Consider the following 25,349-nt stretch of genomic DNA (forward strand, 5'->3'; position numbering starts at 1 on the left):
ATCACCTCCTGTTACTGCAGCTTCCGATCAGGACCACCTGCCGGATAATTCATATAAAACATCCTCGCGCAGTCCGACGATCCCTTGGTCGCTTTCACCCCTTTGGGGATGTAGAGTACATCTCCCTCATGAGCGGTGAAGGTTCTCTCGTTCAAAGTGACGTCAAGCGAACCTTCCAACACCATATAAGTTTCTTCGTGGGCCGTCTCCTGCTCGAAGCTATCGTGATCAACAGTCAGAAACCCTGCACTCATGGAACAATCCGGTTTCCCGATTACCTCTTGTCGATATACCTTGGCACCGGGTTTCCCCGTTTCGTAAGCTTCCATTTTTACCGTCCGGCCCCGCACAAGTTTCAAGCCAGTCGGATCCGTCTCCGCCTGATAAGGTGGCTCAAGAGCCGTTCCCAACAGCTTTTCAACCAGACCTTTTTCCGATAACATCTTGAATATTTTAAAAATGGCATTCATGTCGAGATCATCCTGAGTTTCGCAGCCTACAGCCTCGGAACTCATGGCCTCACATGGCTCATGGGTAAACACCAACCCCAGCTCCCTTGCCTTATCATGGGCCGCCGGTGTCACAATCGTGTTATTGTCAATGCAGCACCGCTTCTGTCCGGAAGTCACCCATTCTTCCACATCCGCAGCGCATATCAGTTTTTTCAACTTCTCGCCCCCTTTCGAATTATAAGTAAGTGTTCAAAAAGTCAGACTTTCAGCACCGAGAAGGTTGGATGAAGCTAGGGCCTGAGGAGCGGAGCGTACGTTTTGGGTACGTGAGCACCGGAAGGCCCGGCTGAATTCAAGATTCGATGTCGAATATGCATTCAGTGTTTCTTCGTGATCAAAGGGGGACTTTTTGAACAACCTCTATAAGATTTCTGTTCGAGCATTTATTCGAAAACGCAGTCTGCGTCGATGATGCCGACGACGACGGCATCCACAGGAACATCGTCTGTATGCAGCATTTTGCGGGCCGAAGAGCCGGTGCAAACAATCACTCGATCGCCTATGCCAGCGCCGATCGTATCGACTACAATCAAGCGGCGCCCGTCGTCGCTTCCACCAATCACCTCGGCCAGCATCAGTTTCATTCCCACAAGGGAATCGGCTTTACGGGTAGACCAGATATTGTGAATCAATTCAGCGGCAATCATAGCAGTCCTTCCTCCCCGCTGTTCCGCTCCTCTGCTTAATCTCGGCGATGGCGTCCTCCACGGAAGCCGTGTCACCAAAAATGGCGAGAAGGATCATGTTCTGCGGACAGCTGCCGCGAATATCCTCCACGGTTACGCCCACCACTTTTTCAGCTACATCAGCGGCCCATATCATATCAATCAGCCTGCCCTGCACCAGTCCGACCGCGTCGCATGGGGGAACTTCCCGACTACTGGGTACTCCTCTGCGACGAAGCAAAATGTCCAGCGTCCCCTTGGAAGGAGATTTGATAATCCGAAATTCCATTCACATCGCCTCCCGTGTACAATTCAGAGCAATGCCCAGCGGCGTGACAAACAGGGGGTTGCTAGGCTTATAGGTAGCAATGCCGGTCTTCTGCTCAATGATTGCCTCCATACCGGACAGGCAGCAGGTGCCCCCTACCAAGTACAATTCCTTGACCTCATGGCCAACAACATGGCGGTTGACGATGGAGGCAACCTTATCAATAACCGGCCGGAGCAGCGGCAGCAATTCTTGGTGATGAGCAGGGTCGCGCTTAAACAAATCGGCTTCAGAAAAACTCATCTGGTAAGCCCCGGCAATCACCAAAGAAAAGTGGGTGCCTCCCGTAGCTTCGTCGGCGACATAGACAACCTTGCCATCCTTCAGAATCGAAATGCCCGTCGTTCCGCCGCCAATATCTACAATGGCACCGTTGGATATTTGCAGCACGGCATTAGCCGCCGTAGGTTCATCCAATAAAGCCGTAACTTCAAAACCCGCGCCCTGAATCACATGCTTGATTGCGCCAGCATCCAGCAAATCGGTTCCCGGAGGAATCGCCGAAGCCGCATATTCAAGTTCTGCACCCAATTGCTGCTCCAACTGCGCCTTAAGCTCCCTTACGATCTGAATCGCTCCTAAGTAGTCCACCACCATTCCGTCGCGGACCACATCGGCGTAGCGGTAAGCTCCCGCCACCGGCTTCCGGGTGTCATCCAAAACCGTAAGCACCACACAGGCCGTTCCCAGATCCACACCGGTATAGTAGAACGAAGACCGACCCGGAATCGGTTTCTGGATAACCGCTTCAAATTGCTTTACGAGTTGATCGCAGTATGCGAAGGGTTTTGTCTCTGGCATGTTCTACCTCCTGTCGTTCTGCAAATAAGCGAGCTCAATGCGTTAATCATGTAGTTGATTCCAGGAATAATAGGTACCTGAGGCTTTTCTTGGGGACTAGCATCTTCGGCTTCCAATACGGCAAACCCAAGCTCCCGCAAAGCGCAGCGCAGACGGTGAAGCAAAGCAATTTCTCTGCCCTTTTCCAATTGAATGTGAAACTCGGTTACCTCAAAGCAATCTCCCGCATCCTCACAAAGAACATCGGCAGGAATGCCGGTACAACCCTGGAAAAATAAATCGGCTGTGGATCCGCCGCCTCCTTCTCCTTTCTGGAGAGCCGAAAACTGCCTTGACAGCTCTAGCACCTTCTGGGCCAGCAGCACATCCCGCTCCAGCAGCTCCTGCCCGGTTAACAAGAACAGGGCTGAGACGGATTGCATTTGACAGCGCAGCTTCCCACGCCGCCAATCCGGATTTTCCGCCTGTTGCTCCGGATTCGGGAGCGGCTCTTGCTTTTGTTCCTGATTTTGCACTTGCGTACCGTAGGAGACGGCGATCTGGCGATCCGTCAAAAACTGACGCGCCTCCGGCGTCAATCGGCTTCCATACTCCACCATGTATGATGTAAAAGGTTCTATCCTGTACACATTGCGCAATTCCATTTCGGTAATAAATTTCATGGTATCAACTCCACTCTTATTACCAGAACAAATAACGTTTCAATTCCCCGATTCCCCTTCCCACGGGAAGACTAATGCGGAAAAAGGGTTCGGTTATCCCGGTACGTTTTAAAACTTGTACACCGTAATTCTCATTTTCCAGCGCAAGATCGGTTTTCGTGATTACCCCAACAACCGGCTTTGTGAAAGAAGACGCAAAGCCGGGCGGGTAGACTTCCAGATGCCGGGACTGATCCACCAATATCAAAATATGGCTTGCGTTCTGCGCCGTTGCAATCAAATGCCTGTACATCCAGGTATGCTCGACATACGCGCCGGGTGTATCGATCGTCTTCGGCCCGTAGATCAAATCCTGCGTCCGCCGCAACGGGCGATCCGTACCGTCAAGCGCATGGGCCAGCGTCGTTTTTCCGCAGCCTGTCGGGCCGATCAGCATCATACGTTTTTTCATGTCCGTGTAATTTCCGCCGTTGCGAAACCCAGACGATTGCAGAACGTCTCAATGATGGCTCGCAGCGCAGTTTCCACACTGGCTATATCTCCGGTGAGAAGCAACGAACCCGTAAAGCGATCCAGAAAGCCGATTTCCACATCTGCCACCTTGGTGGCGATATCGGCGGCAATAATGGAGGTTTCGCTGGGCGAGAGTGTTAATATGCCAATAGCCCCCGCTTCATCAATGCCCAGTCTTGCATACATATCAGGCACGGGTGAAGCAATGATATGGGCCAGCGTCACTTGTTTGCCCGGCACCGACTCTTGAATAATCCGCCCAAGATCCGGCCCATCAGGCTGCTGCATATAAACATCCTCCTCCTAAAAGTTTTGCGAGTTTGTAAAGCGGCAGCTTTACCGAACAAAACTGGGTTCGAAAGCATGTCTTAATGTTTGACCACCCGAACCGGGAAATCGTATTGGCTGATTTGACGTTCAATACGCTCCAAATCAGCTTCATTCAGACTTAAATCGCGTTCAACGCTGTAAACCATATCCAATTGCCTGTATTTGTTAATGCCCAGCTTGTGATACGGGAGCAAATCGATGCCTTGAAGATTCCGGTATTCCTTATAGGGAAGCAGAAACTCCACCGTTTTGCGGATGGTGTCCGCATCATCATTGAGCCCCTTCATCAGCGGCATCCGCACCATCACGTTATGTTTGCGGGTAATCAGTTCCCGCAAATTGTCGAGAATGCGCTCGTTGCGTACACCCGTCAGTTGATAATGGCGATCCGAATCCATGTGTTTCACATCGTACAATATCAGATCGGTGAATTCGGCCATGGCCAAAATCGCTTCCGGTTTGGTATGCCCGGAGGTTTCAATGGCCGTATGAATTCCGGCGCGCTTGCATTCCTTGAGCAAATGGACCGCAAATTCGGATTGCGCGCATACTTCGCCGCCGCCCAAGGTGACGCCGCCGCCGGACGTCGTGTAGAACAGCATATCCTGCTCTACAATTTCCACAATTTCCGATACCGTCATATTCATCCCGACGATAGAAAGCGCCCGCGCGGGACAAACCTTCTCACATGCCCGGCAGCCCATGCACTCGATCTTCCGGTCAACTACATGCTGCGGCTTGGACGGCTCCTGCGAGCCGGAAGTGTCCATACGGTGGATTCCCTTAGGACACGCCGCAACACATGCCCCGCAATCGTTACACAAATCCCGTTGGTACATCACCTGATATTTCTTTTCCAGACCCTCCGGGTTCGCACACCACTGACAGCGCAGGGGGCATCCCTTGAAGAAAACAAGCGTCCGGATACCGGGGCCGTCGTATATGGAATATTTTTGAATGTTGAAAATACGTGCCTGCTTTTCCGGCATACCTGACTCCATAGCTGTGGCTCCTTCCTTAAAGCGTATCTAAATGCCAGTATGTCTCTTCCCCGGCGTACAGTGCCGGAGAAGAGGCAAGGGGCTATTTTAGAAATGCTCAATCATCGTTCTGCTGATGATCTCATCCTGCACTTCTTTGCACAATTCCACGAAGTATGCACTGTAGCCGGCGACCCGAATAATCAAATCACGGTATTGATCAGGATTTTGCTGCGCTTTAATCAGCGTTTCATTATCCACATAACTGAACTGCATTTGGCCGTTTCCGAGAATGGAGGCTGTCCGTAACAGATTAATCAGTCCGTTCTCTCCTTCAGGTGTTTCCAGCAAACCGCGCAAAAGCTTGAAGTTATGCACCATACCAATATTCATGGCCTCGACATCGATCTTGCTTATCGATTTGATGATAGCCGTCGGTCCCTTCTTGTCATGACCCTGGGTAGGGCTGATACCGTCGGACAGCGGCAGCCATGCTTTGCGCCCATTAGCGGTAGCACCGGTCATCTCGCCGAAAGGCGTATTGTTCGAAATCGAAAGCGTACCATGGCTGAAGGTAGAGTATAGCGTTTTAAATTTGCGATGATAGTTCTCAGTCCATCCCGTGATATCGGCGGCGATGCGATCGGCATTATCGTCGTCGTTACCGAATTTTGGCGCGTCCAGACAATCCCTGTGGATCTGCTCATAACCATCGAAATCGGCCAGCAACGCGTCACGGATTTGCTCGAGCGAATATTTTTTGTCATCGTAAACCAGCTTCTTGATGGCAGCCATCGAATCGGCATAAGTTGCCAGGCCGGACCAGATCAAGCCAGGTCCCCAGTTATACATGGCGCCACCAGCGGAAACGTCACGACCACTCTCCATCGTGCCTTCATACATGATCGACATAAGCGGTTTCGGCGCATAATCGCGGTGAACGCGCTGGCTGATTACCGTACCCACTGCGGAGAGCTCGGTGATGTATTCTACCTGCTTCTTCACCGCTGCTTCAAATTCTTCATAGGTCTTGAAGTTGCTCAAATCGCCCATGTCCAATCCCGGGTTGCTTCCGTGCCAGAGCATTTTGCCGCGGTTAAGGACGAATTCAATGGCAATCGGCCACTGGGTGTATCCGGTGGAGGTCCACTGATACAAGCGTCCGGATTTTTGCGGCTCCACACAGCCCATCAGACAGTAATCGCGGGCATCTTCGATACTGCAGCCCTTCATCAGCATCATCTTGATGTGGGAATCGTCGAAATGGCAGGCCGGGAAGCCCAACCCCGCACGGACGACATCCACAATCTTCTTCAAGTATTTCTGAGGAGAACTATTGTGGATACGGCAAGCGAGCGAAGGCTGATAAACGCCGACATGACGTACTGCATCCATGAGCAGATAAGTCAAGTCGTTGGTGGCGTCGCCGCCCTCTCGTTTTTGCCCGCCGACACACATATTGACGAACGGCTGGTAGCCGGCAAAGAACTTGGAGCCGCCCGCGCTGGAAACCCACATCATTTCCGAGCATTTGATCAGGAAGCAGCCTGCAATCTCGAATGCTTCAAACTCTGTCATTCGGCCGGCTTTTCTGTCCGCCTCATAGAAAGGATACATATATTGATCCACACGGCCGACAGACATGCCTGTCTGATTCTCTTCCACCACGAGCAGAGATTCTACGGTCCAGACCGATTGCACTGCCTCATGGAATGTAGTCGGCGCATGAGCCGGCACGCGAGCGTTGATCTCACCGATTTTTTGCAGCTCCGCCTTGCGCTTCGGATTTGTTTCTTTTGCAGCCAGCTGGTATGCGTATTCAGACATCCGTCTGGCATACGCCATCACGCCTTCGGTCGTGTCCAGCACGGATTTATAGTAATAAATTTTGTCGATGTCTTCCGGGTTTTGCATGGACAGCTTCGCAAGATGCTCCTTGGCTTCCCGCTGGATATCCAGCATCCCTTTCTTCATTAGAATGACATCGTAGCCTGGGTTGGAGTCTCCGCCGCCGTTGATCTGATGATAGGAAAGATCGCTGACGAACGCTTCGCCGGAAAACTCCCAAAGACCAGCATCCCGATATTGCTGTTCACATATTTCATCCACCGATTTGCCTTCCCAGAACGGGAACAGCTCCTCGCGCATGATCCGCTTGTCTTCCTCCGAGATGTAGAACGGATCCTGAGGACGGTTATGAATGGTATCGAGCTCATCCCGGGTCCAGCGCCAAGCGATGTCGGGCGAGAAAGCGCCCGCGCGCGGTGCGCCGCAAGGATGACCAACGATCAACTCGTTGTCCTGAATGAGAAGCGGAGCTTCTTCACACGCTTTGCGGAAAGCCTTGGCACGCAGCATAATCGCTGGCAGACCTGGATTTTCCTTATATACCTGAGTAAAGGCTCTGGCACGATAGGTTGTAATGCTTGGCGTAGCAGTCAAATAATGTTCTTTCAAAGCTCGCAAACGCTCGGTCATTCCTTCCGGGTATGCACATTCTTCCTTATGAAGCTGGCCGAGGCTTAGTTCAACCTGCGGCTGAGCTCCCTTATCCGAAAGCTGTTTTGAAATTCCCTGGAACAGCTTCATAATGGCTTCTCGTTCTTGAGGAGCCATGGCCTTCGTTGCATTAGCAAATTTGCTTGAAAACTCATGAATATCCAATATTTTTCCCTCGCAATCTAGTAAGATTTCATATAGGTAGTTCAAAAAGTCCGCTTTTGATCACGAAGTGGATCAGGAAGTAGACTCGGCATCGAATCTTGAATTCAGCCGGGCCTTCCGGTGCTCACGTACCCAAAACGTACGCTCCGCTCCTCTGTCCCTAGCTTCATCCAACCTTCTCGGTGCTGAAAACCGTCCTTTTTGAACTTGCATTTAAAAGCTTTTACAGTAGATTCGCTCCAACTCTTCTGCTGTTGGTTGACGTGGATTGGTTGGCGTACAGCGGTCAGCTATCGCGGTCTGTGCCATGCGGGCCAACGCCTCGTCAAAAGCATCCTGATCAACACCAAGCTCACGAATTCCGTGTTCGATACCGATGGAACGCTTCAGCTTTCCAATTGCCTGGATCAAACTTACGGTTCCTTCACGGGCGGTCCGTGCCGGCAAGTGCAGCAGCGAAGCGAGCCTAGCATAGCGTTCGCATACCCTGTCTATGACTTTTCCGCCCAGGTTGGCGTTATACTCCATTACCGCCTCAAGAAGAAGGGAATTCACCCGTCCGTGAGCAATGTGAAACGTTCCGCCAAAGGCGTGGGACATGCTATGAATGATACCTAGACCAGCGTTAGTAAAAGCCATTCCCGCCATACAGGACGCATTCTGTACCCGATCCCGCGCCTCAGCGTCTGCCGGATCATGGTAAAGCGTTTCCAGATGAGCAAATACCAATTGGACGGCCTTTTCAGCTAACGCATCGGTAAAGTCGGTCGCTTGGGTAGAGACATAAGCCTCCAGCGCATGAGTAAGAACGTCCATTCCGGTGTCCACCACGATTTTGTTTGGCAATTGCTTGGTAAGAGTGGAATCGAGAATCGCGATGTCCGGTGCGATAAAATCGTCCACGATAACCATTTTGTCTCCATCCACCGTAATTACCGAAAAGTCGGTCACTTCCGATCCGGTGCCGCTGGTGGATGGAATGGCGACAAACGATGGTTTGACAAAAGGCTCGTCTTTCTCCTGCGCATATTGCCGAGCGAAGTACAGAACGCCTTTCGCTGTATCAATGACGGAGCCGCCGCCCAGCGCCAGTAACACATCAGCGCCGCTTTCCCAATACACTTGAAGCGCTTCGGCTACAACACTCACGCTCGGATCGGGCTTAACACCGGTATACACTGTTGCGGATATTCCACCGCTTTGCAGCAGATCAACCACCTGACCCAGATATCCCAGTTTCTCCATCATCGGATCAGATACGATGCAGGCTTTCGTGCCTTGAATTTCCGCCAGTTTATTCAGTGACTGTTCACCTGAATATACCTTCGATTTCATAACAAAGATGTCGTTCATCACGGGCACCTCCCTTGAATTTCTGCCGGTAACCTGCCCCTAAGATGGAAGGGCATAGCGGGCAATGATCTTTTCAATGTCTGGGTGTGGGTTGGGAATAACGTTTGAAGAGTAAACCTCAGTCCCCATCGCCTGTACAGCGGCGACACCAGCATCTACTGCAGCCCTTACAGCCCCTACATCTCCACGAACAAGGACAGATATATAACCGGATGCCACGTTTTCGTAACCGATTAAATCTACATCAGCTGCTTTGCACATGGCATCGGCTGCTTCCATGACGAATACAATTCCAAAGGTTTCAATGAAACCCAGTGCATCATGCTTGCTCATGAACCTTTCTCCCCTCCTGGCAATTATGCGTTAATAGCATGCGCTTTCACGATTCCTGCAATAGAACGGAGCGGACGCGGCATCACATGATGGGCAGTGACTTTGCCAATCTTCGCTGCCGCTTCAGCACCAGCCTCTACTGCCGAACGAACCGCCGCGACATCACCTTTTACCATTATGGTTACGAGCGTGGAACCAACATTCTCGTAGGATACCAGAACAACATCTGCTGCTTTCAGCATAGCGTCCGCTGCTTGGATGGCAGGAACCATGCCCAGTGTTTCCACAAGACCGAGAGCTTCTTCTCCCCGGTATTCCATTCGAACCTCACCTCACCAGGATAATTTTTATTAGTGAATCCGCTTAATTTCTTAGACATTTAACTCTCACTTGCAGGTTAACATAGGTTCGCCCCGTTATTATGGAAGATTCGGTAGCTGATTTTAGGATTCTAATGCCCCTTTTACCAACAATCTGGTACAAAAACGTCTTTCTTGCATCACAAGTACCAGAATGCCCTCAGACTCGTTCAGTTCATTGAACTTCTCCGCCTGTCTTGCTATAATTGTGGCAAAATCTGTGCGGCGAATGTGTGCCATGTTTAACGCATGACATATGAAATGCCGAGAAAAGGTCATCATGAAACCTCTAAACGACTTTTTATCCAAACATATGAATATGGAAGATCTGGTGCAGCAAAAACTACGTCTATTTTTTGAAGATGATTCTATTATTTTTGACAAATCTCGTTTTGCGGGCGGGTTGACCAATTATAACTACATTATGAATATCCACGGAACGGAATATGTGATTCGCAAGCCGGGTAACTTGACGGATCAAATGATCGACCGCAGGATAGAACGTGTGAACAACGGCATCGCTTCGGAGTTTGGCGTGAATTCGGAATGTATCTATTTCGATGAGGAAAGCGGCATTAAGATCAGCAAGTATATTCAAGACAGCAAAACGCTAGCCGCGGCAGACCCCTTGGCTTTGCAAAGCCTGAAGGCCGTTTCTTCTTTACTGAAGAAGATTCATGGCAGTCCCAAACACTTCCCTAACCAGTTTGATTGGCTCAGTGAACTTGCCAAATATGAAGCCATTGTCACGGAGATCAACGGAGAATTGTTTTTTGACTACGCCTCCTTAAAAGAGCAATTGCTTCGTTTTATGAATGAGAATGTTAAACATGTCATTTCCGTACCTTGCCATAATGATACGGTTCCCGAGAATTTTCTCGTCGATGGCAATGGCAGTGTCTATTTGATAGATTGGGAATATTCTGGAATGAACGATCCGGCCTTTGATATTGCCGCGTACATCATCGAATCGCGTTTGACAGCAGAGGCGATTGACCAACTGTTTGAAGTCTATTACGGCAATACGTTTACGCAGGATGATCTGATGAAGGTAAAATGTTATATGATGGCCCAAGATTTGTTATGGACAGTATGGGCCCTGCTGCGCCATTATACGGGGGATGATTACCTGGATTACTGCTCGCTGCGCTATAACCGTCTGCGTCGAAATATTCAAGTATTAAGCGTTCAGCCGGATTACCCTATTGCCGACATGGTGATGCGTTAGCACAAGTCGTTGCTTGCTTTGGAATGAGAAACTTTCGGAGGTTTGGCCAATCCCTTTCAAAACGATTGACCGGTTAGATCATATACAAAAACCTGTACTTTTTTATCTGCATGGATAAAAAAGTACAGGTTTTTTGTAATTTGACGATTTGATTCCTGACATAACCCCAAGATCGCGTGCCTATACGGCTGTAAATCTGGGGGTTACTACATATCCACTTGATATGCGAAAGGATTGCTGTATGTTTGCAGCGTCTTTCTTGAATGTTGAATGGCTTAACACATGTTCTGTGGCATTACGCAGTTGCTGTGCAGCCAAGCTTTGCATATGTAACGTAATACCCGCTCCGATGTTGGCGACTTGTCCCGCAATAATAGGCTGATCCGCGCTTTGCGTCGATTGCAGCGAAATTGTTTCAATGGTCGCAATGCACTCTAATATCTCTATGAAGCAGGACCCTTGAGGACAAACTGTAACGTATAGTGATCCAGCTTCTTCACCTCTACTTGATATCCCAATAATTCGGCCGTTTGCAAGAGGGGGATCATCGTCCTGCCCTCCGAGATATAAGGAGCATGCTGAAGCGTAATTTCGGCTGCGGCCGCTTCTTTCTTGGAATCCTCTTTGCTGCTCCACCCCCAAGCATTCGTTGAATCTACCGTCAGTTCGGCGACAGAAGCTTGATCCGATAAAGTTATTTTTCCTGCATCATAAACCGCTGATATCCCAAGCGCTTTAACCGCTTCCTTCACGGGTACCATCAATTCTGTCTCATCCGGCATCTTCCGACTTGTAAAATGGACGGGTTCTCCGTTTTCGGCAATCCGTACCTCCACGCTGCGGGCTTCCTTCCCGACTATCAGCACTGTATCAACCTGTTTGGATAGCCGTTCCGTGAATGCCTCAACATTATCCGGTGTCACCTTATAGCGGACATCCCCTTCACTGATTGCCCAAGTTATACGGGAGTTTATGTCCTGTGAATGATGCGACAGATCCTTGAATACCGAGAAATCGTAGGTCCAGTCCACTTCGGCCTGAAAATCATATACTTGCGTGTTGCCGTAACGGTTCAGCTGCTGGAACATCCACGTCTTCATCTCCAACTGGTTGCTGTAACGGGCCGGGTTCGTGTCCTGCCACAGCTTCTGCCGCAAAATGCTGTATGGTGGGTAATAGACAATAAATTCAACGTCGGGATATGCCTCTACCAACGACAACACATATGTATTGAAATGATGCTGAACCTGCTCGATCGGCTCTTCATTTACGCCAAAATAGTGTTCCGTGTTTCTTGCCCGATCGTAGGCATTCATCACCTGATCACTTCCATACGTTGCTTCATCGTTCCAGTTATACAGATACTCGATATTTTGGGGTGTTCCGCCCAGGAGCGACTTGGCAATCCCTCTTGCAAAGCTTTCATAAGCGGAGTAATTGAACCAATACTTATAATCGTTCCACCAGATGTCATCATAAAGGTAATCAGGAAAATTAGCATCTGTGCCCTCATCCGGATTCTTGAGTGCAAAATAGTCCAGTCCCCACAGGACTCTCTTCACCTTCCCAGTCTCGAGCGCCAGCGATGCAATCTTGAACTGCTCATCCGCTGTTGATCCTCGCATGGACAGTTTGAGCGCTTGACCTCCCAGAGCCTCTCCCACCTCAGACGGCAGGAAATTCTCCGTCATGGATGTGCCCAGAATAATCGTATCATAGGGATAATTGCGGGCCAGACCAGGGTTCTGGTATCGCTGCTCGCCGGTGAATACAGGAGAATACCAGGTTGCCTTGCGGTAGAACTGAAAAGGGTCCAGCACAAATGTCATACAACTGATCAGCAGAGCAGCTGCGATGGAAACTAGAGCAAACTGAATCAGCATCCTTTTTCCGGCTCTCCGAGAAGCTCGGGCAGGTTGGGGACCTGCCACAGCCTGCCTCTTGGATGGTGCCGACTTCGCGGCTGTTGATGTGGATGGCATGTTCATTAGCCGCCCTTCCTAGAAATTAAAATACAAAAATTCGCTAATGCGAGTAATGTACATCAAAGAGATCACAAACAGTACCGCACATACTACAGCCTGTCTGAAGTTCGGCCGGAAGGACACGGACAGCTCCGAGGAATTCCGACAGAAGAACACGATCGGGGCGATGAGGATCATGATCGCAAGCGGCTCTAACAGGGCAGCGTCCAAATTCAGATGAATACCCGATAAACCGCTCATTCCCTTCATCAGCCGCATGGCATCTGCCCAGCTTTCCGCTCGGAAAAAGACCCAGGTAACCGTAATGAACACAAAGGTGATCGTCCAAGCGAGAAGACGCGGCATCGCAATGCCGAGCTTCCCCCAAAATCGGTGAATGACTTGTCCCACACCGTGCAGCAGGCCCCAGAACAGAAAAGTCCAGCCGGCACCGTGCCACAGACCGCCAATCAGGAAGGTCAGCACCAGATTCCGCAGCATGATCGCTTCACCACGGCGGTTGCCTCCCAGCGGAATATAAATGTAGTCCCGTAAAAATCGGCTCAGTGTCATATGCCAGCGCCGCCAGAAGTCTTGAATATTCACCGCCTTATAAGGTGAGTTGAAATTCTGCGGCAGCCGGATATTGAACAGAAGCGCAGCACCGATAGCCATGTCGGTATAACCGCTGAAGTCAAAATAAAGCTGGAACGTATAAGATAGCGCAGCTACCCAGGAATCAATGAAGCTCGAAGCAGAATCAAAGCCTGTATTGGCATAAACCGCCAGCGTATCGGCAATGACCACCTTCTTAAACAAGCCGACACAGAATATAAAAATGCCGTTTGCGGCGTTCCCCCAATCCCACAGCTTGCCCCGAACCCGATCGAACTGCGGCATCATCTCACCATGATGCAGAATCGGTCCCGCGATAAGATGCGGATAGAAGGTCACAAACAGCACATAGCTGACGATATTGTACTCACTGGCCTTCCCTTTGTAAGCATCTACCAAATATGCGATTTGGGTAAAGGTAAAGAAGCTGATCCCAAGCGGCAGCACCAGATTGAGGAGAGATACTTCCCACCCTGTTGCAGCTCCTATATTAACGATGAAGAAATCAGCGTATTTGTAATAGATTAACAGCAATACATTGCCTGATATACCGCCGATTAATATGCCTTTTGCACCGCGCCGGGAAGCGGTTGGATCTTGGGAATGAGCTTGACGTGCTTGGAGCAGACGCCCCATGGCATAATTGAAGGCAATGGAGCCGAGAAGAAGAGGTAAATAACTGATATTCCACCAGCTGTAGAAGAATAGCGAGGATAATGCCAGCCAGCATTTAGCAGCCAATCCATAACGAAGCCGGTTCAACATAAAATAAACAAGCACCGTAATCGGCAGAAACACAAAAATAAAAGGATAAGAATTAAACAACATGCCTGAACAGGCACCTCCGACTTCCTGACTTCACATTTCGCTTCGGTTTATGTCGTTTTTAGACGACGATTTCTAAATAATATCATATATTTTACATTTGAGATATAATTTTCTTGTGCCTGCTTTATATGATTTATATCGAACCATTTCCATATAAACTGAAGTATTTAACCCAACAAATTTAGGAGTCGGCAGGTGCCCCAAGCATTATCGGAGAACTTGATATAAGTCGAACTGATTACCATATAAATCCTCAAAACCTACGCCTCTGCCACCTGGAACAGGCTTCGGTTCTCCATGGAATACGACACCTCTTGCTTTCAAATCCTGATAATCTTGGTCGGTATCGCTACAACATGAAACCCCAGCTTCTCCGTATAGTAGGCTTTGGCTTCGTCAAGGTCTCTCACGAAAATAGTAACTTGAATAGCAGACGTAATCATCGTTTTCTCCTCCTTCATTAAGGGTGCAGTCCTGATTGACTTCACCTCATCAATCACAATCCAGTTTAGCAAAAGGTCTCATGCTATCTTTCTTATGCATTGCTAGATTTAAAGGAGTTACAAGAGGACCTTCGAAAGCCTCCTATATATAAGCGATAGAATCTTCTAATGAATGCAGCACTACTGTGCTGTCCAGCCGCCATCCACAAGCAGCAAAGTACCTGTAACAAGATCGGACGCCGGTGAGGCCAGATAAATGACGGCTCCCGCCACGTCTCCAATGGTACCGATCCTTCCTGCCGGAATACGAGCCAATACGCCATCTCGAAAATCCGGCGAGTCCAGACGCTCGGCCGTTCCCGGCGTATGAATGAATGTCGGGCCCACCGCATTGATATTTACACCGCGACTGGACCACTCCAGCGCCAGCACCTTTGTCAGCTGATTCACGCCGCCCTTGGAGGCGCAATAAGCTGCACCTTCGGTAATCCCAACGACACTCACCTGAGAGCTGACGTTAATGATTTTTCCGTACCCCTGCTCCAGCATGATGCGGCCAGCGGCCTGACAGCAGAAAAATACGCCCTTCAAATTCACGTCCATCATCTCATCCCAATAATCCTCGGTGATATCTTCCGCAAGCATCCCCTCTCCCAGACCCGCATTATTGACCACGATATCGAGCCGGCCGAAATCCTTGGCTACCTGACCAAATACGGTTCGGATCTGCTCCACATTCCGGACGTCCAGCTCATAGGCCTTGGCCTGACCTCCTGCCTGAGAGATTTCCTCGACCAATCGATCCAGCGATTCTTTGCTTCGTGCCATGACGGCAACCTTGGCTCCAGCTGCTGCCAGCGCTTGGGCTAGTCCATAACCGATGCCTTTGCTGGCCCCCGTCACGATTGTGATTTTATCCTGAATGCTGAAATTAGGCTGCATATGTAATACCTCCATCACCTTAGATTCTATGTAGTTTCATTAAAGCATGATGGCTGGTCAGTGGCAATCGTTTCCAGATCCCCCTCCCCAGTAAATCCATCCAATTAAGGCCTACAGTACGTTAATTTGCAGCAGCAATAGAGGAATCTCTGCCCGTGGGCTAGAAATGATGAGGATTATAGCGATCATTGTCTAGTATGGAGAGTTTGGAGAGCATGGAGGAAATCCAAGTATGAGCGAACGATTATCTGAAGCACAGCAACAAGCCATTCTTCATGTCGAATCAACAGCGGCGGGCCAACAAAAGGTCGCTTTGGAAATGACGGAACGAATCTTGCGGAAACACGGAAAAGATTCCGTAACGATCGGCTCGCTGTTAACCCATATCGAAAAGTCTGCACGTGTTACGTTAAATTTCCACCCGGATCGGATACTGCCCACCGGACAAGCTGTCATCGAATCCCTCTTGGCAGAAGGCATATATCATAACCAGTTCATCACGAGTGTGACGAATGGAAGCCGAACGGCCTACCCGGGCGGTGACCGCGACCAATGGGAACGGCTCCTGTTTGGCGGTGCCTACCAGCAGCACGGTGTGCGTAACGACGAGCGGCCGAAATACGGAGCTCTCAATCTCATGAATTATGCCGATGGTGCGTCTCCCCGCTTCGGTTCCTGTTTGTTGGTGCTATCCCCTAACATATTAAACCGTTGTACCTTTACATTTGGAGACAGTCATGCAGGTCCTGAGTTTGTAGGCACCATCCGGCAATGGTATTCAATTCTCGCTGCACTCTTGCATCAAGTTGAGTCTACAGGCTCTGCCCTGGGTTCCCGGGATATGGACATTCCATCCATGCTGGAGCGGATTCTTCATCTGCCTTTATCGCATACCGGGTCCTTTCGACCTGTCGGGCGTTCCTTGGATGATTATATTGAAGCGCAAATCCATGGTGTCATCGACTTGTCCAGCGATGTGGAGGCCCTGGTGGCCGATCCATCCTATAAGGACACCCCGATCGGGCATTTGTTCCATGCATTATGCGAACGGTATAACCTCACTTTGTCCTGGCATCCAGGCTTCCGCCTTGCTGTACAGGATGTTCCGGATGATTTCCGGGGACCCGCCATGCCGCCGCTCGCCAAACGGATCGATCAACGCTTTGGAGGCTCGCTGGGCATGCTGGATGCAGCCATTATAGGCAAAGCCGCTGCTCAACTGCACCATGATCCAAGCGAATGGAGCGATTGGGGAACATTTGATGAAACCTTCCAGCATCTCAAACAGCTGTGGCATGTACTCGTAAAGTATGGACATTCGTATCCGGAAACGCCAAACCGCTAAGCTGTATTTTCACCTAAGTACGTGCATTGGAACGATGATCCGACTTAAAATAACCGGGCTAGCGATATCCGTGCAGCAACGGCTAGGCCTTTCGGGCGCTACTTCTTATATATTGATCTTAGAAAGGATGATGACCGGATGGATTGGGTCCAGCGGATGAATCAGGCCATAGGCTATATAGAAGCGCACATAACAGAGGAGATTGATTACGCTGAAGCTGCACAGATCGCATGCTGCTCCGTGTATCATTTTCAACGCATGTTTCCGTTCATTACGGATGTTTCGTTGTCCGAATACATTCGGAGACGCCGGCTGACGCTGGCCGCCTACGAGCTGCAAAACAGCGAAATCAAAGTTATCGACCTTGCCCTAAAATATGGTTATGATTCCCCGGAGGCGTTCGCACGCGCGTTCCAGAATATGCATGGCACAACGCCAACGGCTGCTCGCCAAGCCGGTACCAAACTGAAGGCCTATCCCCGCATCTCCTTTCAATTCTCAATGCGAGGGGCTGCCGAAATGAATTACAGAATTGAAGAAATAAAGGCGTTTTCCGTTGTCGGTTTCAAGGAGCAAGTAAACACGCAGCAGGCCTATGAAGATGTTCCCCGCCTCTGGCAGGAAGCCCTGGAGAAGGGCATTTTCGAGAGGCTATGGAACTATCGTGAGCAAGACCACCCGATCCGGGGCATACTGGGTGTTTGTGCAGACGGTGACTACGGGAAGAATGAGCATTTTGACTACATCATGTCCGTCGTATCCAAGGATACGGCTCAAGAACCGATGATACAGCGACATTTCCCTGCCGCCACTTGGGCCGTATTCGAGTTGGAAGGAGATCCGAGCGGCATTGCGGAGATGTGGAAGCGTCTTTATACGGAGTGGATACCATCCCATGCTTATGATCTCGCACCGATACCTGCTATCGAATGCTATCTTCCGCCGGATGAGAATAAGAATGAGTTATGGATTCCTGTCATTAGAAAGGCTTAACCAGGGCTCCCCCCCTCTACCGACCCATAATGCAAAACCAATGAGCAGTATACCCTGCCTATGGGTTCAGCGGACATTCCAGCCATTCCGTCAACATAATGATCCAGCCGATAAAAGCCGCAAGCTCTGTGATATCACAAGCTTGCGGCTTTTATATCGAAATTTATGTCTTTAACCCTAACCGACCAGGTCGTGGATGTTACTTGTTCAGCAAACGCAGCAGCATAACCACAGCCTCTGCCCGGGTGGCCGGGGCATCCGGCTCGAACTTCCCGCCGCTCCGACCGCTTACCAGACCTTCTGCATATGCGGCGGCGATATAACCTTTTGCCCAGGCTGGAAAACTCGCCAAGTCTGCAAACTTGGCAGGGTTACCTTGAAGCGGTTCCAAACCTAACGCTTTAGCCAGCATGACAGTTAACTCCGCTCTTGTGATAACACCTGCAGGCTGGAATCGCCCGTCCTGATATCCCTGAATCATCCCTGCCTGTACTGCAAGCCCTACCGCTTCCCTTGACCATTCCGGGATGTCGGATTCGTCTTTAAATGGATATTGGCCTTCACCTTGCAGCCCCAGCGCTCTAACCAGCAAAACCGTGAATTCATCCCGTCTAATTAAGGAATCCGGTTTAAACATGCCATTAGCGTAGCCCTTGACGAGCCTGCGGCTTGCCATTTCGTCAATCGCAGCCTGCGCCCAGTGTCCTTCCGTATCACGAAAAACTTCTGCAGCCTGAGGTGGCTCGGGCCTAATCGGCGGCTCAGGATTTGGCACACTGCGGACAATGGTTAGGGTATACGTATTCACCTTGCCGCTTTCAGCGCTTACCTTAATCTCTATGACATTCACCCCAGGTTTTAATGTGATCCTTCCGTCTTTGTCCCAAGGTCCGGTAATGCTTGCTTTGTTATGGGCGGCAGTGAGATCGAATTGAATCTCTGATGCCTCCGTCTCGGCACGATACGCGAACACGTTCGGCGAGAAGTCGGGACTCAGCTTCAACGCATTCCCGGCTTCCCCAGCTCCAATAGTGAATGTATGAAGCAAGGCATTATCGGAAGGAATCGTAGGTGTAGACGGGATCGGGTTCGCCGGTCCCGGATCTGGATTACCTCCCGGATTTGGGGCTGGAGGCGTAGAGAGCTGAAGTGTCTTCGCTGTTGCCTCGAGCGGTGTGCTACCGTTTCCGGCAGGGTCATATGCTTTTACCCGAAACGTATAGGACGTATTCGGGGATAAACCGTCCACCGTGTAGGAATACGTGCTGCCGGTTACCGTTGCTGCCGGCGTATCTGCGGTATCCCCGCGGTATATCCGATATGCTGAAACCTCTTCATGATCCGACGCTTGCGGCCAGGATAATCTCATCGAGGTTGTGCTAACGTCAGATATGGTCAGTTGACCGAGCTCTGGCCATACCGGGGCCTCCTGATCCGGATCAGGTCCTGGATCCAGATCCGGAAGCGTCCGAACCGTCGTCTGAAGCGGCACACTCGTATTCCCGGCCCGATCATAGGCACGGACGCTAAGCGCATACGATGTATCGGCCATCAAACCGTTCATTTCATAGGAATAAGTATCAGCCGTTACGGTTGCTGCCGGTGCAGCATCATTCCCGTTAAAAATGCGATATTCGTCAACAGCGTCATTGTCCGTGGCTTCAGGCCAGGACAGCTTGACGGAGTCGCTCGAAACGTCAGAGGCGATCAGCTCCGCATCGGCAGGCCATAACGGAGCTTCCGTGTCTGGCAGCGGGTCATCCTCTGTAATCGTGATAACTGCTTGGTTGGGGCTGCCAACGACTGTACCTGGCGCTGCAGCAATATTCAAATAAAATTCACGGTCCCCTTCATGGATATGATCATTTAGAATTTCAATCTCAATCCATTTCTCAAGCTCTCCATCGGCGAAGGAGAGCGTTCCCGAAGCTGCCGTATAATGCTTGGCCGCCTTGGCGCTTCCGTCTGCAGTATGGTAAGTAACAGCTGCAGCACCATGGCTGCCTCCTTCACGTATCACTTTCACCTGCACCTCGAACCCGTCTTCCGAAACCGTATAATCAGCCGCTTCCAGCCTCAGCATTCCCGGCTCTGGCTGCATGGCAATGGACTTATAGATATACAGGGTCTGATTGGAGGATACAATGAGGTCCGGCGTTCCATTCTCTGCATAATCCCCGACAAGGGCCCGGTGTGTTCCATTTCCCTGTGCGACCAATTCCGTTTGCCACAGTAAATTCAGTTGGCCTGATGCATACTCCCTGGAATACAAGTCAACTCCTTTTCCCGTCGCAACCATGATTTCCGATTGGCCATCCCCGTTCACATCCTCTGCATATACTTTTTGAGGACCCGTGACCAGAGGCTGCTGCTGAAGATTATACGTATTATCCCCAACATTCATATAGAAGAAAACGCCTAATATATCATTCAGTGCCATAATATCGACATGTCCGTCACCATCAATATCCCTGGATATGAGATCCACGGTATTGCCTGGTACCATATGGAAGATCTCGCTCCGAGTATAATCGTTCCCTTTATATCGATTAAGGCCCAGCATGGGACTCGCAACAACCAAATCCACTGTGCCTATGGCTTCATTCGTGATGGTTGTCAATTTACTCCCGACTAGGGAGAGAGGGATTTGGACATTGGTAAACGTTCTATCTGCTGCAATCTGAACTCTGGTGATCTGATTGGAACCAATCATCATAATGACTGGCTTTCCATCCACGTCAACGACCGTGATATCCTGTGAAGTCATCAATGAGAGTATTCTCGTATCACGAAAGTGGCCGTCATCTTCCCCATACCATAAAAAAGTCCCCATTTGCGATCCGATCAGAAAGTCAAGATTCCCGTCCTGATCGTAATCATCGACCTCAAGTGAATGCGGTGTCCCCAGAACCTGCAGACTTTGTGGAGGTCCGAATGTACCATCCCCCTGGCCATAGACTAGATGGACCTTCATATCCTCCGTCACCACTGCAATATCCAAATGACCGTCATGATTGAAATCACCCGACTTTAAATCTACCACTTTACCGCTAAGCTGGGCGATCTCGGATTTATTCTCATAGTCCGGTACAGCCGCAAAGGCACTCTGCGGCAACAGCAAAAGACTGCATAGCAGTATCATCATGAATTTATAGCCGTTTGGAATACTCATAAAACTTCTCCTGAACATCGACTTCAACTTCTAACCTCCCATTCACTAAATAGACCTGCCTTTTTATTTGTGCGCTCCGAATTCATTGTAAGGCAACGCGTAACACAAAAAATCCCCCTGAAGGGGGATAGATGAGGTGGAGAAATGATGAATCGGATCTAGTTCAGGGTTTATTCGTTCTCTTGGGATCGCTCAGCCTCTCGGCCTGCGCAATCGCCTCACTCAGATTGGCCGCATTCAATTTGCTATAGATCCGTTTCCTGTGGGTCTTCACCGTTTCGTAGGCAACATTCAGTTTCTCCGCAATTTCCCTTCCGCTCAGATGGTCCAGCAATCCCTGAAAAACATCCATCTCCCTTGACGTGAGCAGAGCCTCCAGCGGGGAATTCACCGATTCGGCCATTCCATCCGCTGCGGCAAGAATCGATCTAACAAAAGAAAGAGATGCGGAATCCTTCCCCCGGTATCGCCCCTGCTGCTTCGCGCGGATCAATTCGTGAAGCATCTCCAAAACCGGAGCACCTTCATCGAGAAAGATCCGGGTAAAATCATTGGCCTCCGATACCTTCAGTGCCTCTTCAAGCTGGATCAGCGCCTTGCGCTGCTCCTCCCTGGACTGTAACATGACGGCCGTAATGCATAATATTTCAGCAGCATCGATCGGTCTCATCTCACTCTCCGCAAGGTACAGCAGCCGATCCAACAGCTCTTCGGCTTCATCCCATCTGCCCTGTAGAACGAGAACGCGGGCAAACAGCTGATAATCAAATAATTCAAAGACAGACACCCTGTCCCGGCTCGATAATTGGCACTGTTCGCCCCAAACCAGTGCAGGCGCCGGATCGCCGTATTGTACTTGGAGACGTATGCCCTCCAGGTGTAAAATTTCCATCCCCCGGGGGATGTCCATCCACTTCATCCGCCGCTGCCCGCCTTCAAGCAGTTCCAGAGCTTCGAGCATATGACCCTCGGCGGCCTTGAGTTTCGCTTGCAGAATCCAGCTCGCCACAAGATCATGCTCGGGCCGGTTTGGATTTTGTCCGATCCACGTCATCGCCTTGGAAACATAATCGGCTGCCGCCGATAGATCATTCCAGTAGTAGAGCACTTCGGCGTGATTAAGGAATAATTTCCCCAGAAAAATCGGATTCACGGCCTGGTACACCTCTGCCATCTGCATGGTGTACGGTGCTGCAATGGCCTTTGAGGCATGACCGCGGCCGATTTTATAAGTTTTTACCGTGATCGGCTGCAGCGGTTTCTCCGGTTGACCAAACAACATTTTGATCCCATTCGGGGCATATCGCACAACCTGCTCGTATTCCTGCTTGGCGAGCTTCAGATCATTCCGCCCAAACACCATTAACGTTCCGCGCACATAATGAAGCATTGCCAAATATTCATGGCGCAGCACCTCGCTCAATGTTCCAGAGGATTCGGCATACCAGGCATCCGCTTGATGCAGCAGCTCCTCTCCCTCCGTAATATCCCCCGACTCCTCGGCAATGAGCGAGTTGGCATAGGAGAAAAAGAGAACCGGGTGCTGAAGCAAAATATCGCTGGGAATCACGGATAACCATTTTTGCAGATTCGACCATTCCCAATCCACGACGCGGGAAGTCATCTCGCGCAGCAGCAATACGGCCTGCTCATAATATTGACCTTGCAAGTAATACTCAACGGCTTCCTCCGCAAGGCGTTGTTCACTGCACCAATCACCGGCTGCCTTGTATAACAATTCCTTATGAACATGTTTCTCCTGTTCAAGTCGCCTCTGCAAAAATTCCGAGAACAAATGATGAAATCGGAACCATTCTCCCTTATCATCCAGTGCCACTATGAATAGGTGGGAACGCTCTATCGATTCGATTAGCTCCCGGCTATCCTCAAACCCGGACACAGCCATACACAGGGATACATTCCACCGCTTCAGGATCGAGTTGGTTAGCAGAAACTGCTTCATTCGATCGTTCTGAGCCGAGAACACCTCTTCGAACAAATATTGCTTCACCTCACGGCTGTCCCCTGCAAAATGACGGATAAACGGTTCTTTATTCTCCTGCCGCCGCATGGCAATAGATGCAAGCTTGAGGCCGGTAATCCAGCCCTCTGTTTTTCTAACGAGTGCGGAGGACATCTCTTCGTTCAGCAATAACTCGGTGCTCTGGAAGAACTGCGCACCCTCCTTCTCTGTAAACCGCATGTCCTCGGTATGGAGTCTGCTGGCGAGCTGTCTTGCTTCCATACGGGCTACAGAGAAACCAGGTTCTGTACGACTGATCAGGCAAACATGGATTCCCCTTGGCAAATGGTCGACAAAATACGAAAATGACGCTGATAGTATTTCGTTCTGAATCACATGGAAATCGTCCAGCACGAGGATCAACTCCTCGTCTAGCTTGCCAAGCATATTCAAGCACACGATGAGCCCCTGCTCATACCCTTCCGTATGCAGCAGCGGCAGCACTGGTTTGACCTCTTCCCAGTAAGCGGGAAGCACTTCTGCTATCGCAGCCGATATGTACCTCCAAAAGCGGGAGCCTTGATTATCCCCGGTATCCAGCGACACCCAGGCGGCCTGTTTACCATGCTGCAGCAGCCACTCGCTGACAAGCGTCGTTTTTCCGAATCCCGCCGGAGCGCAGATCAATGTCACATTGCCCGACAAGGCATCCATCAGCCGTTCACTCAGACGCGGCCGGGGAATTAAGGTGGATACCGTTCTTGGAACGGTTAATTTCGAGTGCAGCAGCGGCTCTTGTGCACCGAGCTCAGTCCCATTTATCATCATAAACCTCCATATCACCTTAAATTTGACGTTAGGACTTAACCTGATGGCATGGCCCAGACACGTTAATCCATCATTTCTGTACTATTCTACCATTCCACAATCTGAGCTAGAAAGCTTCAATTTCGTCAACCGGTCAGTCAAGTAGACAAAGTTCATCTGTCCAAGAAAAAAACCGCTCACTTTCGGAGCGGCTGTCAAATACTTATTATTTCCCCGCCTGGTCGGTTTGAACGGGAATCATAATGATAAATTCAGGGTTATCCGCATACGGATCCTGACTCATCGGATATTTTTCGAAGTGGGTTAAATGATCCGGATTATATTCCGAGTAACCTTGTTCTTTGATCCAGGCATAGATGTTGTTATAGGATTGATCGATGCTCTGCTCTTTCCGGTGAGCACAAGTGGCATAGGTTAAAGCAGGGACGGATATCGTAACCATCCCGTCCGGAACTTCGTCGACCCGTTCCACTTCCACGACCGCATAATGGATAAATCCTTCTCCATCAGGAAACGCATGATACGACAGCCCCAACAGCGTATCGGTATGTAAGACATGGGGGATCTCCGCGAGCCGCTCCTGCAGCGTTCGATGCACCGCGCGTATCCCTCCGGCACCGGCCTCGGCAAACGTGCCTTCCCACTTCAGTCCAACTGCTTGGAAGGCATCCTTGCTCATGATTTTTGCTTCGTTTCGTTGATTGATCGTCATGGGGATATGCTCCTTTTTCATATTTTTAAATTCATTATATACTTGAACTATGCCAGAAACTGTCACAGTATAAAAAAATCGTAGGAGCGAAATCATGCCCAAAACTGAACGAATCCTTAAGGTCATGCAGCGGGTATATGAACGGCAAAACTTCACGGTGGGCGAGTTAGCTGAGGAATTCTCGGTTTCGTATCGGACAATGCTCCGCTACCTTCATGAGCTGTCCCATCTGGGTGTTCCCCTGTATGCCCATGAGGGAAAGAACGGTGGTTATTCAATCCTGAACACACGCCAGCAGCGAGCGCGCACGGAGCCAACAAGGGAGTCCATTCAGCGGATTATCAAGCCGCAGACCCTGATTGTTGGCCTGGAAATGAAAATCCCTTTTACGGCTTATTACATGTCGCATGCCCTCAAACCAAAGCTGTGGCAAGAGCTTGAGCACCGTAAGGCTGAAATTCCATATTTGCGGAGAACATCGAAACCCCAATATGTCGCCGCTGTATTAAACCGGCAGCAGATCTATCATTATGTGGCCGGGATGGAGGTAACAACGATCCGTGATATGCCAGAACGCATGGTGAGTCTAACCCTGCCAACGCAGGAGTATGCAATGTATACGCATGAAGGGCACTCCAACAGGGAGGATACTGATCAATCCTATGCCTACGTTCTCCAGCAGCTGAAACAACGCGGTCTTACGCCGAACCCGACACGCTACTGCCTGGAGCTGAGAGCCTCCGTTCATGCTTCTTTGGCTCAAATTTACGTTCCTCTAACCGTATAAAATAGGCTTACAGCCAGAATCCGTACTTC

General features: G+C 50.1%; 22 protein-coding genes and 2 pseudogenes. 4 read left to right on the top strand and 20 right to left on the bottom strand.

All coding sequences use genetic code 11. From position 1 onward, the window contains the following. Window positions 1–11: 11 nt before the first annotated feature. The 12 genes from ABEW73_RS03915 to ABEW73_RS03970 all read right to left on the bottom strand — a co-directional run bounded on the left by ABEW73_RS03915 (window position 12) and on the right by ABEW73_RS03970 (window position 9,461). On the bottom strand, window positions 12–668 hold the full coding sequence (locus ABEW73_RS03915) for a cupin domain-containing protein (RefSeq protein WP_430161973.1): 657 nt from the start codon (window positions 666–668) through the stop codon (window positions 12–14). A 227-nt stretch (window positions 669–895) separates the two neighbouring features. After that, window positions 896–1,159, bottom strand: a complete 264-nt coding sequence (locus ABEW73_RS03920; RefSeq protein WP_021259266.1) for a EutN/CcmL family microcompartment protein — start codon at window positions 1,157–1,159, stop codon at window positions 896–898. Further along, a complete protein-coding gene (locus ABEW73_RS03925; RefSeq protein ID WP_430161971.1) occupies window positions 1,146–1,466 on the bottom strand; it encodes a BMC domain protein in 321 nt (106 codons plus the stop codon). Before ABEW73_RS03925 ends, ABEW73_RS03920 begins: the two co-directional genes overlap by 14 nt. Beyond that, window positions 1,467–2,306, bottom strand: a complete 840-nt coding sequence (eutJ, locus tag ABEW73_RS03930; RefSeq protein ID WP_430161969.1) for an ethanolamine utilization protein EutJ — start codon at window positions 2,304–2,306, stop codon at window positions 1,467–1,469. Continuing rightward, window positions 2,264–2,968, bottom strand: coding sequence for a cobalamin adenosyltransferase (locus tag ABEW73_RS03935; RefSeq protein ID WP_430161967.1), 705 nt, complete (start codon window positions 2,966–2,968; stop codon window positions 2,264–2,266). The genes eutJ and ABEW73_RS03935 overlap by 43 nt, the downstream gene beginning before the upstream one ends. 19 nt (window positions 2,969–2,987) lie before the next feature. Further along, the gene (locus ABEW73_RS03940; RefSeq protein ID WP_430161965.1) at window positions 2,988–3,419 is read right to left on the bottom strand and encodes a EutP/PduV family microcompartment system protein; all 432 of its coding nucleotides are present in this window, start codon (window positions 3,417–3,419) and stop codon (window positions 2,988–2,990) included. Further along, the gene (locus ABEW73_RS03945) at window positions 3,416–3,769 is read right to left on the bottom strand and encodes a BMC domain-containing protein (protein ID WP_430161963.1); all 354 of its coding nucleotides are present in this window, start codon (window positions 3,767–3,769) and stop codon (window positions 3,416–3,418) included. The genes ABEW73_RS03940 and ABEW73_RS03945 overlap by 4 nt, the downstream gene beginning before the upstream one ends. 80 nt (window positions 3,770–3,849) lie before the next feature. Continuing rightward, complete coding sequence (gene cutD, locus ABEW73_RS03950) at window positions 3,850–4,812, bottom strand: choline TMA-lyase-activating enzyme (protein ID WP_430161961.1); 963 nt, start codon at window positions 4,810–4,812, stop codon at window positions 3,850–3,852. A gap of 87 nt (window positions 4,813–4,899) precedes the next feature. After that, complete coding sequence (cutC, locus tag ABEW73_RS03955) at window positions 4,900–7,455, bottom strand: choline trimethylamine-lyase (RefSeq protein WP_430161959.1); 2,556 nt, start codon at window positions 7,453–7,455, stop codon at window positions 4,900–4,902. Window positions 7,456–7,668: 213 nt separating this feature from the next. Then, the gene (locus tag ABEW73_RS03960; RefSeq protein WP_430161957.1) at window positions 7,669–8,808 is read right to left on the bottom strand and encodes a 1-propanol dehydrogenase PduQ; all 1,140 of its coding nucleotides are present in this window, start codon (window positions 8,806–8,808) and stop codon (window positions 7,669–7,671) included. A gap of 39 nt (window positions 8,809–8,847) precedes the next feature. After that, window positions 8,848–9,141, bottom strand: a complete 294-nt coding sequence (locus tag ABEW73_RS03965) for a BMC domain-containing protein (RefSeq protein WP_006677931.1) — start codon at window positions 9,139–9,141, stop codon at window positions 8,848–8,850. 23 nt (window positions 9,142–9,164) lie between these two features. Further along, a complete protein-coding gene (locus ABEW73_RS03970; RefSeq protein ID WP_272044134.1) occupies window positions 9,165–9,461 on the bottom strand; it encodes a BMC domain-containing protein in 297 nt (98 codons plus the stop codon). 319 nt (window positions 9,462–9,780) lie between these two features. On the opposite strand from ABEW73_RS03970, the gene ABEW73_RS03975 reads away from it, so the two are divergent. After that, on the top strand, window positions 9,781–10,728 hold the full coding sequence (locus tag ABEW73_RS03975) for a phosphotransferase (RefSeq protein WP_430161955.1): 948 nt from the start codon (window positions 9,781–9,783) through the stop codon (window positions 10,726–10,728). Window positions 10,729–10,908: 180 nt separating this feature from the next. On the opposite strand, the pseudogene ABEW73_RS03980 reads toward ABEW73_RS03975, so the two are convergent. The 5 genes and pseudogenes from ABEW73_RS03980 to ABEW73_RS04000 form a co-directional block, all read right to left on the bottom strand. Further along, window positions 10,909–11,121, bottom strand: a pseudogene (locus tag ABEW73_RS03980) (hypothetical protein); the annotation flags it as partial. 50 nt (window positions 11,122–11,171) lie between these two features. Then, entirely contained in the window at window positions 11,172–12,716 is a 1,545-nt protein-coding gene (locus ABEW73_RS03985) for a stalk domain-containing protein (protein WP_430161953.1), read from the bottom strand. Between the two features lie 12 nt (window positions 12,717–12,728). After that, window positions 12,729–14,135, bottom strand: a complete 1,407-nt coding sequence (locus ABEW73_RS03990; protein WP_430161951.1) for an MBOAT family O-acyltransferase — start codon at window positions 14,133–14,135, stop codon at window positions 12,729–12,731. Between the two features lie 207 nt (window positions 14,136–14,342). Continuing rightward, window positions 14,343–14,596 (bottom strand): annotated as a pseudogene (locus ABEW73_RS03995) (VOC family protein). A 162-nt stretch (window positions 14,597–14,758) separates the two neighbouring features. Beyond that, on the bottom strand, window positions 14,759–15,520 hold the full coding sequence (locus ABEW73_RS04000) for an SDR family NAD(P)-dependent oxidoreductase (RefSeq protein ID WP_430161949.1): 762 nt from the start codon (window positions 15,518–15,520) through the stop codon (window positions 14,759–14,761). A 232-nt stretch (window positions 15,521–15,752) separates the two neighbouring features. Here ABEW73_RS04000 and ABEW73_RS04005 point away from each other — a divergent pair, with 232 nt between their 5' ends. Both ABEW73_RS04005 and ABEW73_RS04010 read left to right on the top strand, forming a co-directional pair. Continuing rightward, window positions 15,753–16,865 carry a DUF3626 domain-containing protein gene (locus ABEW73_RS04005; protein ID WP_430161947.1) on the top strand — a complete coding sequence of 371 codons (1,113 nt, stop codon included), beginning with the start codon at window positions 15,753–15,755 and terminating at the stop codon, window positions 16,863–16,865. 138 nt (window positions 16,866–17,003) lie between these two features. After that, on the top strand, window positions 17,004–17,858 hold the full coding sequence (locus tag ABEW73_RS04010; protein WP_430161945.1) for an AraC family transcriptional regulator: 855 nt from the start codon (window positions 17,004–17,006) through the stop codon (window positions 17,856–17,858). Between the two features lie 199 nt (window positions 17,859–18,057). On the opposite strand, the gene ABEW73_RS04015 is transcribed toward ABEW73_RS04010, so the two are convergent. The 3 genes from ABEW73_RS04015 to ABEW73_RS04025 form a co-directional block, all read right to left on the bottom strand. Beyond that, window positions 18,058–21,030, bottom strand: a complete 2,973-nt coding sequence (locus ABEW73_RS04015) for an S-layer homology domain-containing protein (RefSeq protein ID WP_430161943.1) — start codon at window positions 21,028–21,030, stop codon at window positions 18,058–18,060. A gap of 163 nt (window positions 21,031–21,193) precedes the next feature. Next, window positions 21,194–23,818 (bottom strand): LuxR C-terminal-related transcriptional regulator, encoded by a 2,625-nt coding sequence (locus ABEW73_RS04020; RefSeq protein ID WP_430161941.1) that lies wholly within the window; start codon window positions 23,816–23,818, stop codon window positions 21,194–21,196. A 208-nt stretch (window positions 23,819–24,026) separates the two neighbouring features. Continuing rightward, on the bottom strand, window positions 24,027–24,533 hold the full coding sequence (locus ABEW73_RS04025; RefSeq protein ID WP_430161939.1) for a GyrI-like domain-containing protein: 507 nt from the start codon (window positions 24,531–24,533) through the stop codon (window positions 24,027–24,029). A gap of 94 nt (window positions 24,534–24,627) precedes the next feature. On the opposite strand from ABEW73_RS04025, the gene ABEW73_RS04030 reads away from it, so the two are divergent. Continuing rightward, entirely contained in the window at window positions 24,628–25,320 is a 693-nt protein-coding gene (locus tag ABEW73_RS04030; RefSeq protein ID WP_430161937.1) for a GyrI-like domain-containing protein, read from the top strand. The last annotated feature ends 29 nt before the right edge of the window (window positions 25,321–25,349 follow it).

This window comes from Paenibacillus lautus (assembly GCF_050482385.1).
GTDB lineage: Bacteria > Bacillota > Bacilli > Paenibacillales > Paenibacillaceae > Paenibacillus_AQ > Paenibacillus_AQ lautus_B.

What these genes read in the sequence shown, in the direction of transcription:
- ABEW73_RS03940 (WP_430161965.1), bottom strand. Translation starts at nt 3,419, where the DNA reads ATGAAAAAACGTATGATGCTGATCGGCCCGACAGGCTGCGGAAAAACG.
- ABEW73_RS04010 (WP_430161945.1), top strand. Translation starts at nt 17,004, where the DNA reads ATGGATTGGGTCCAGCGGATGAATCAGGCCATAGGCTATATAGAAGCG.
- ABEW73_RS03945 (WP_430161963.1), bottom strand. Translation starts at nt 3,769, where the DNA reads ATGCAGCAGCCTGATGGGCCGGATCTTGGGCGGATTATTCAAGAGTCG.
- ABEW73_RS03970 (WP_272044134.1), bottom strand. Translation starts at nt 9,461, where the DNA reads ATGGAATACCGGGGAGAAGAAGCTCTCGGTCTTGTGGAAACACTGGGC.
- ABEW73_RS04030 (WP_430161937.1), top strand. Translation starts at nt 24,628, where the DNA reads ATGCCCAAAACTGAACGAATCCTTAAGGTCATGCAGCGGGTATATGAA.
- ABEW73_RS03975 (WP_430161955.1), top strand. Translation starts at nt 9,781, where the DNA reads ATGAAACCTCTAAACGACTTTTTATCCAAACATATGAATATGGAAGAT.
- cutD (WP_430161961.1), bottom strand. Translation starts at nt 4,812, where the DNA reads ATGGAGTCAGGTATGCCGGAAAAGCAGGCACGTATTTTCAACATTCAA.
- ABEW73_RS03925 (WP_430161971.1), bottom strand. Translation starts at nt 1,466, where the DNA reads ATGGAATTTCGGATTATCAAATCTCCTTCCAAGGGGACGCTGGACATT.
- eutJ (WP_430161969.1), bottom strand. Translation starts at nt 2,306, where the DNA reads ATGCCAGAGACAAAACCCTTCGCATACTGCGATCAACTCGTAAAGCAA.
- ABEW73_RS04025 (WP_430161939.1), bottom strand. Translation starts at nt 24,533, where the DNA reads ATGACGATCAATCAACGAAACGAAGCAAAAATCATGAGCAAGGATGCC.
- ABEW73_RS04005 (WP_430161947.1), top strand. Translation starts at nt 15,753, where the DNA reads ATGAGCGAACGATTATCTGAAGCACAGCAACAAGCCATTCTTCATGTC.
- ABEW73_RS03965 (WP_006677931.1), bottom strand. Translation starts at nt 9,141, where the DNA reads ATGAGCAAGCATGATGCACTGGGTTTCATTGAAACCTTTGGAATTGTA.
- ABEW73_RS03920 (WP_021259266.1), bottom strand. Translation starts at nt 1,159, where the DNA reads ATGATTGCCGCTGAATTGATTCACAATATCTGGTCTACCCGTAAAGCC.
- ABEW73_RS03990 (WP_430161951.1), bottom strand. Translation starts at nt 14,135, where the DNA reads ATGTTGTTTAATTCTTATCCTTTTATTTTTGTGTTTCTGCCGATTACG.
- ABEW73_RS04015 (WP_430161943.1), bottom strand. Translation starts at nt 21,030, where the DNA reads ATGAGTATTCCAAACGGCTATAAATTCATGATGATACTGCTATGCAGT.
- ABEW73_RS04020 (WP_430161941.1), bottom strand. Translation starts at nt 23,818, where the DNA reads ATGATAAATGGGACTGAGCTCGGTGCACAAGAGCCGCTGCTGCACTCG.
- ABEW73_RS04000 (WP_430161949.1), bottom strand. Translation starts at nt 15,520, where the DNA reads ATGCAGCCTAATTTCAGCATTCAGGATAAAATCACAATCGTGACGGGG.
- ABEW73_RS03985 (WP_430161953.1), bottom strand. Translation starts at nt 12,716, where the DNA reads ATGAACATGCCATCCACATCAACAGCCGCGAAGTCGGCACCATCCAAG.
- ABEW73_RS03960 (WP_430161957.1), bottom strand. Translation starts at nt 8,808, where the DNA reads ATGAACGACATCTTTGTTATGAAATCGAAGGTATATTCAGGTGAACAG.
- ABEW73_RS03935 (WP_430161967.1), bottom strand. Translation starts at nt 2,968, where the DNA reads ATGAAATTTATTACCGAAATGGAATTGCGCAATGTGTACAGGATAGAA.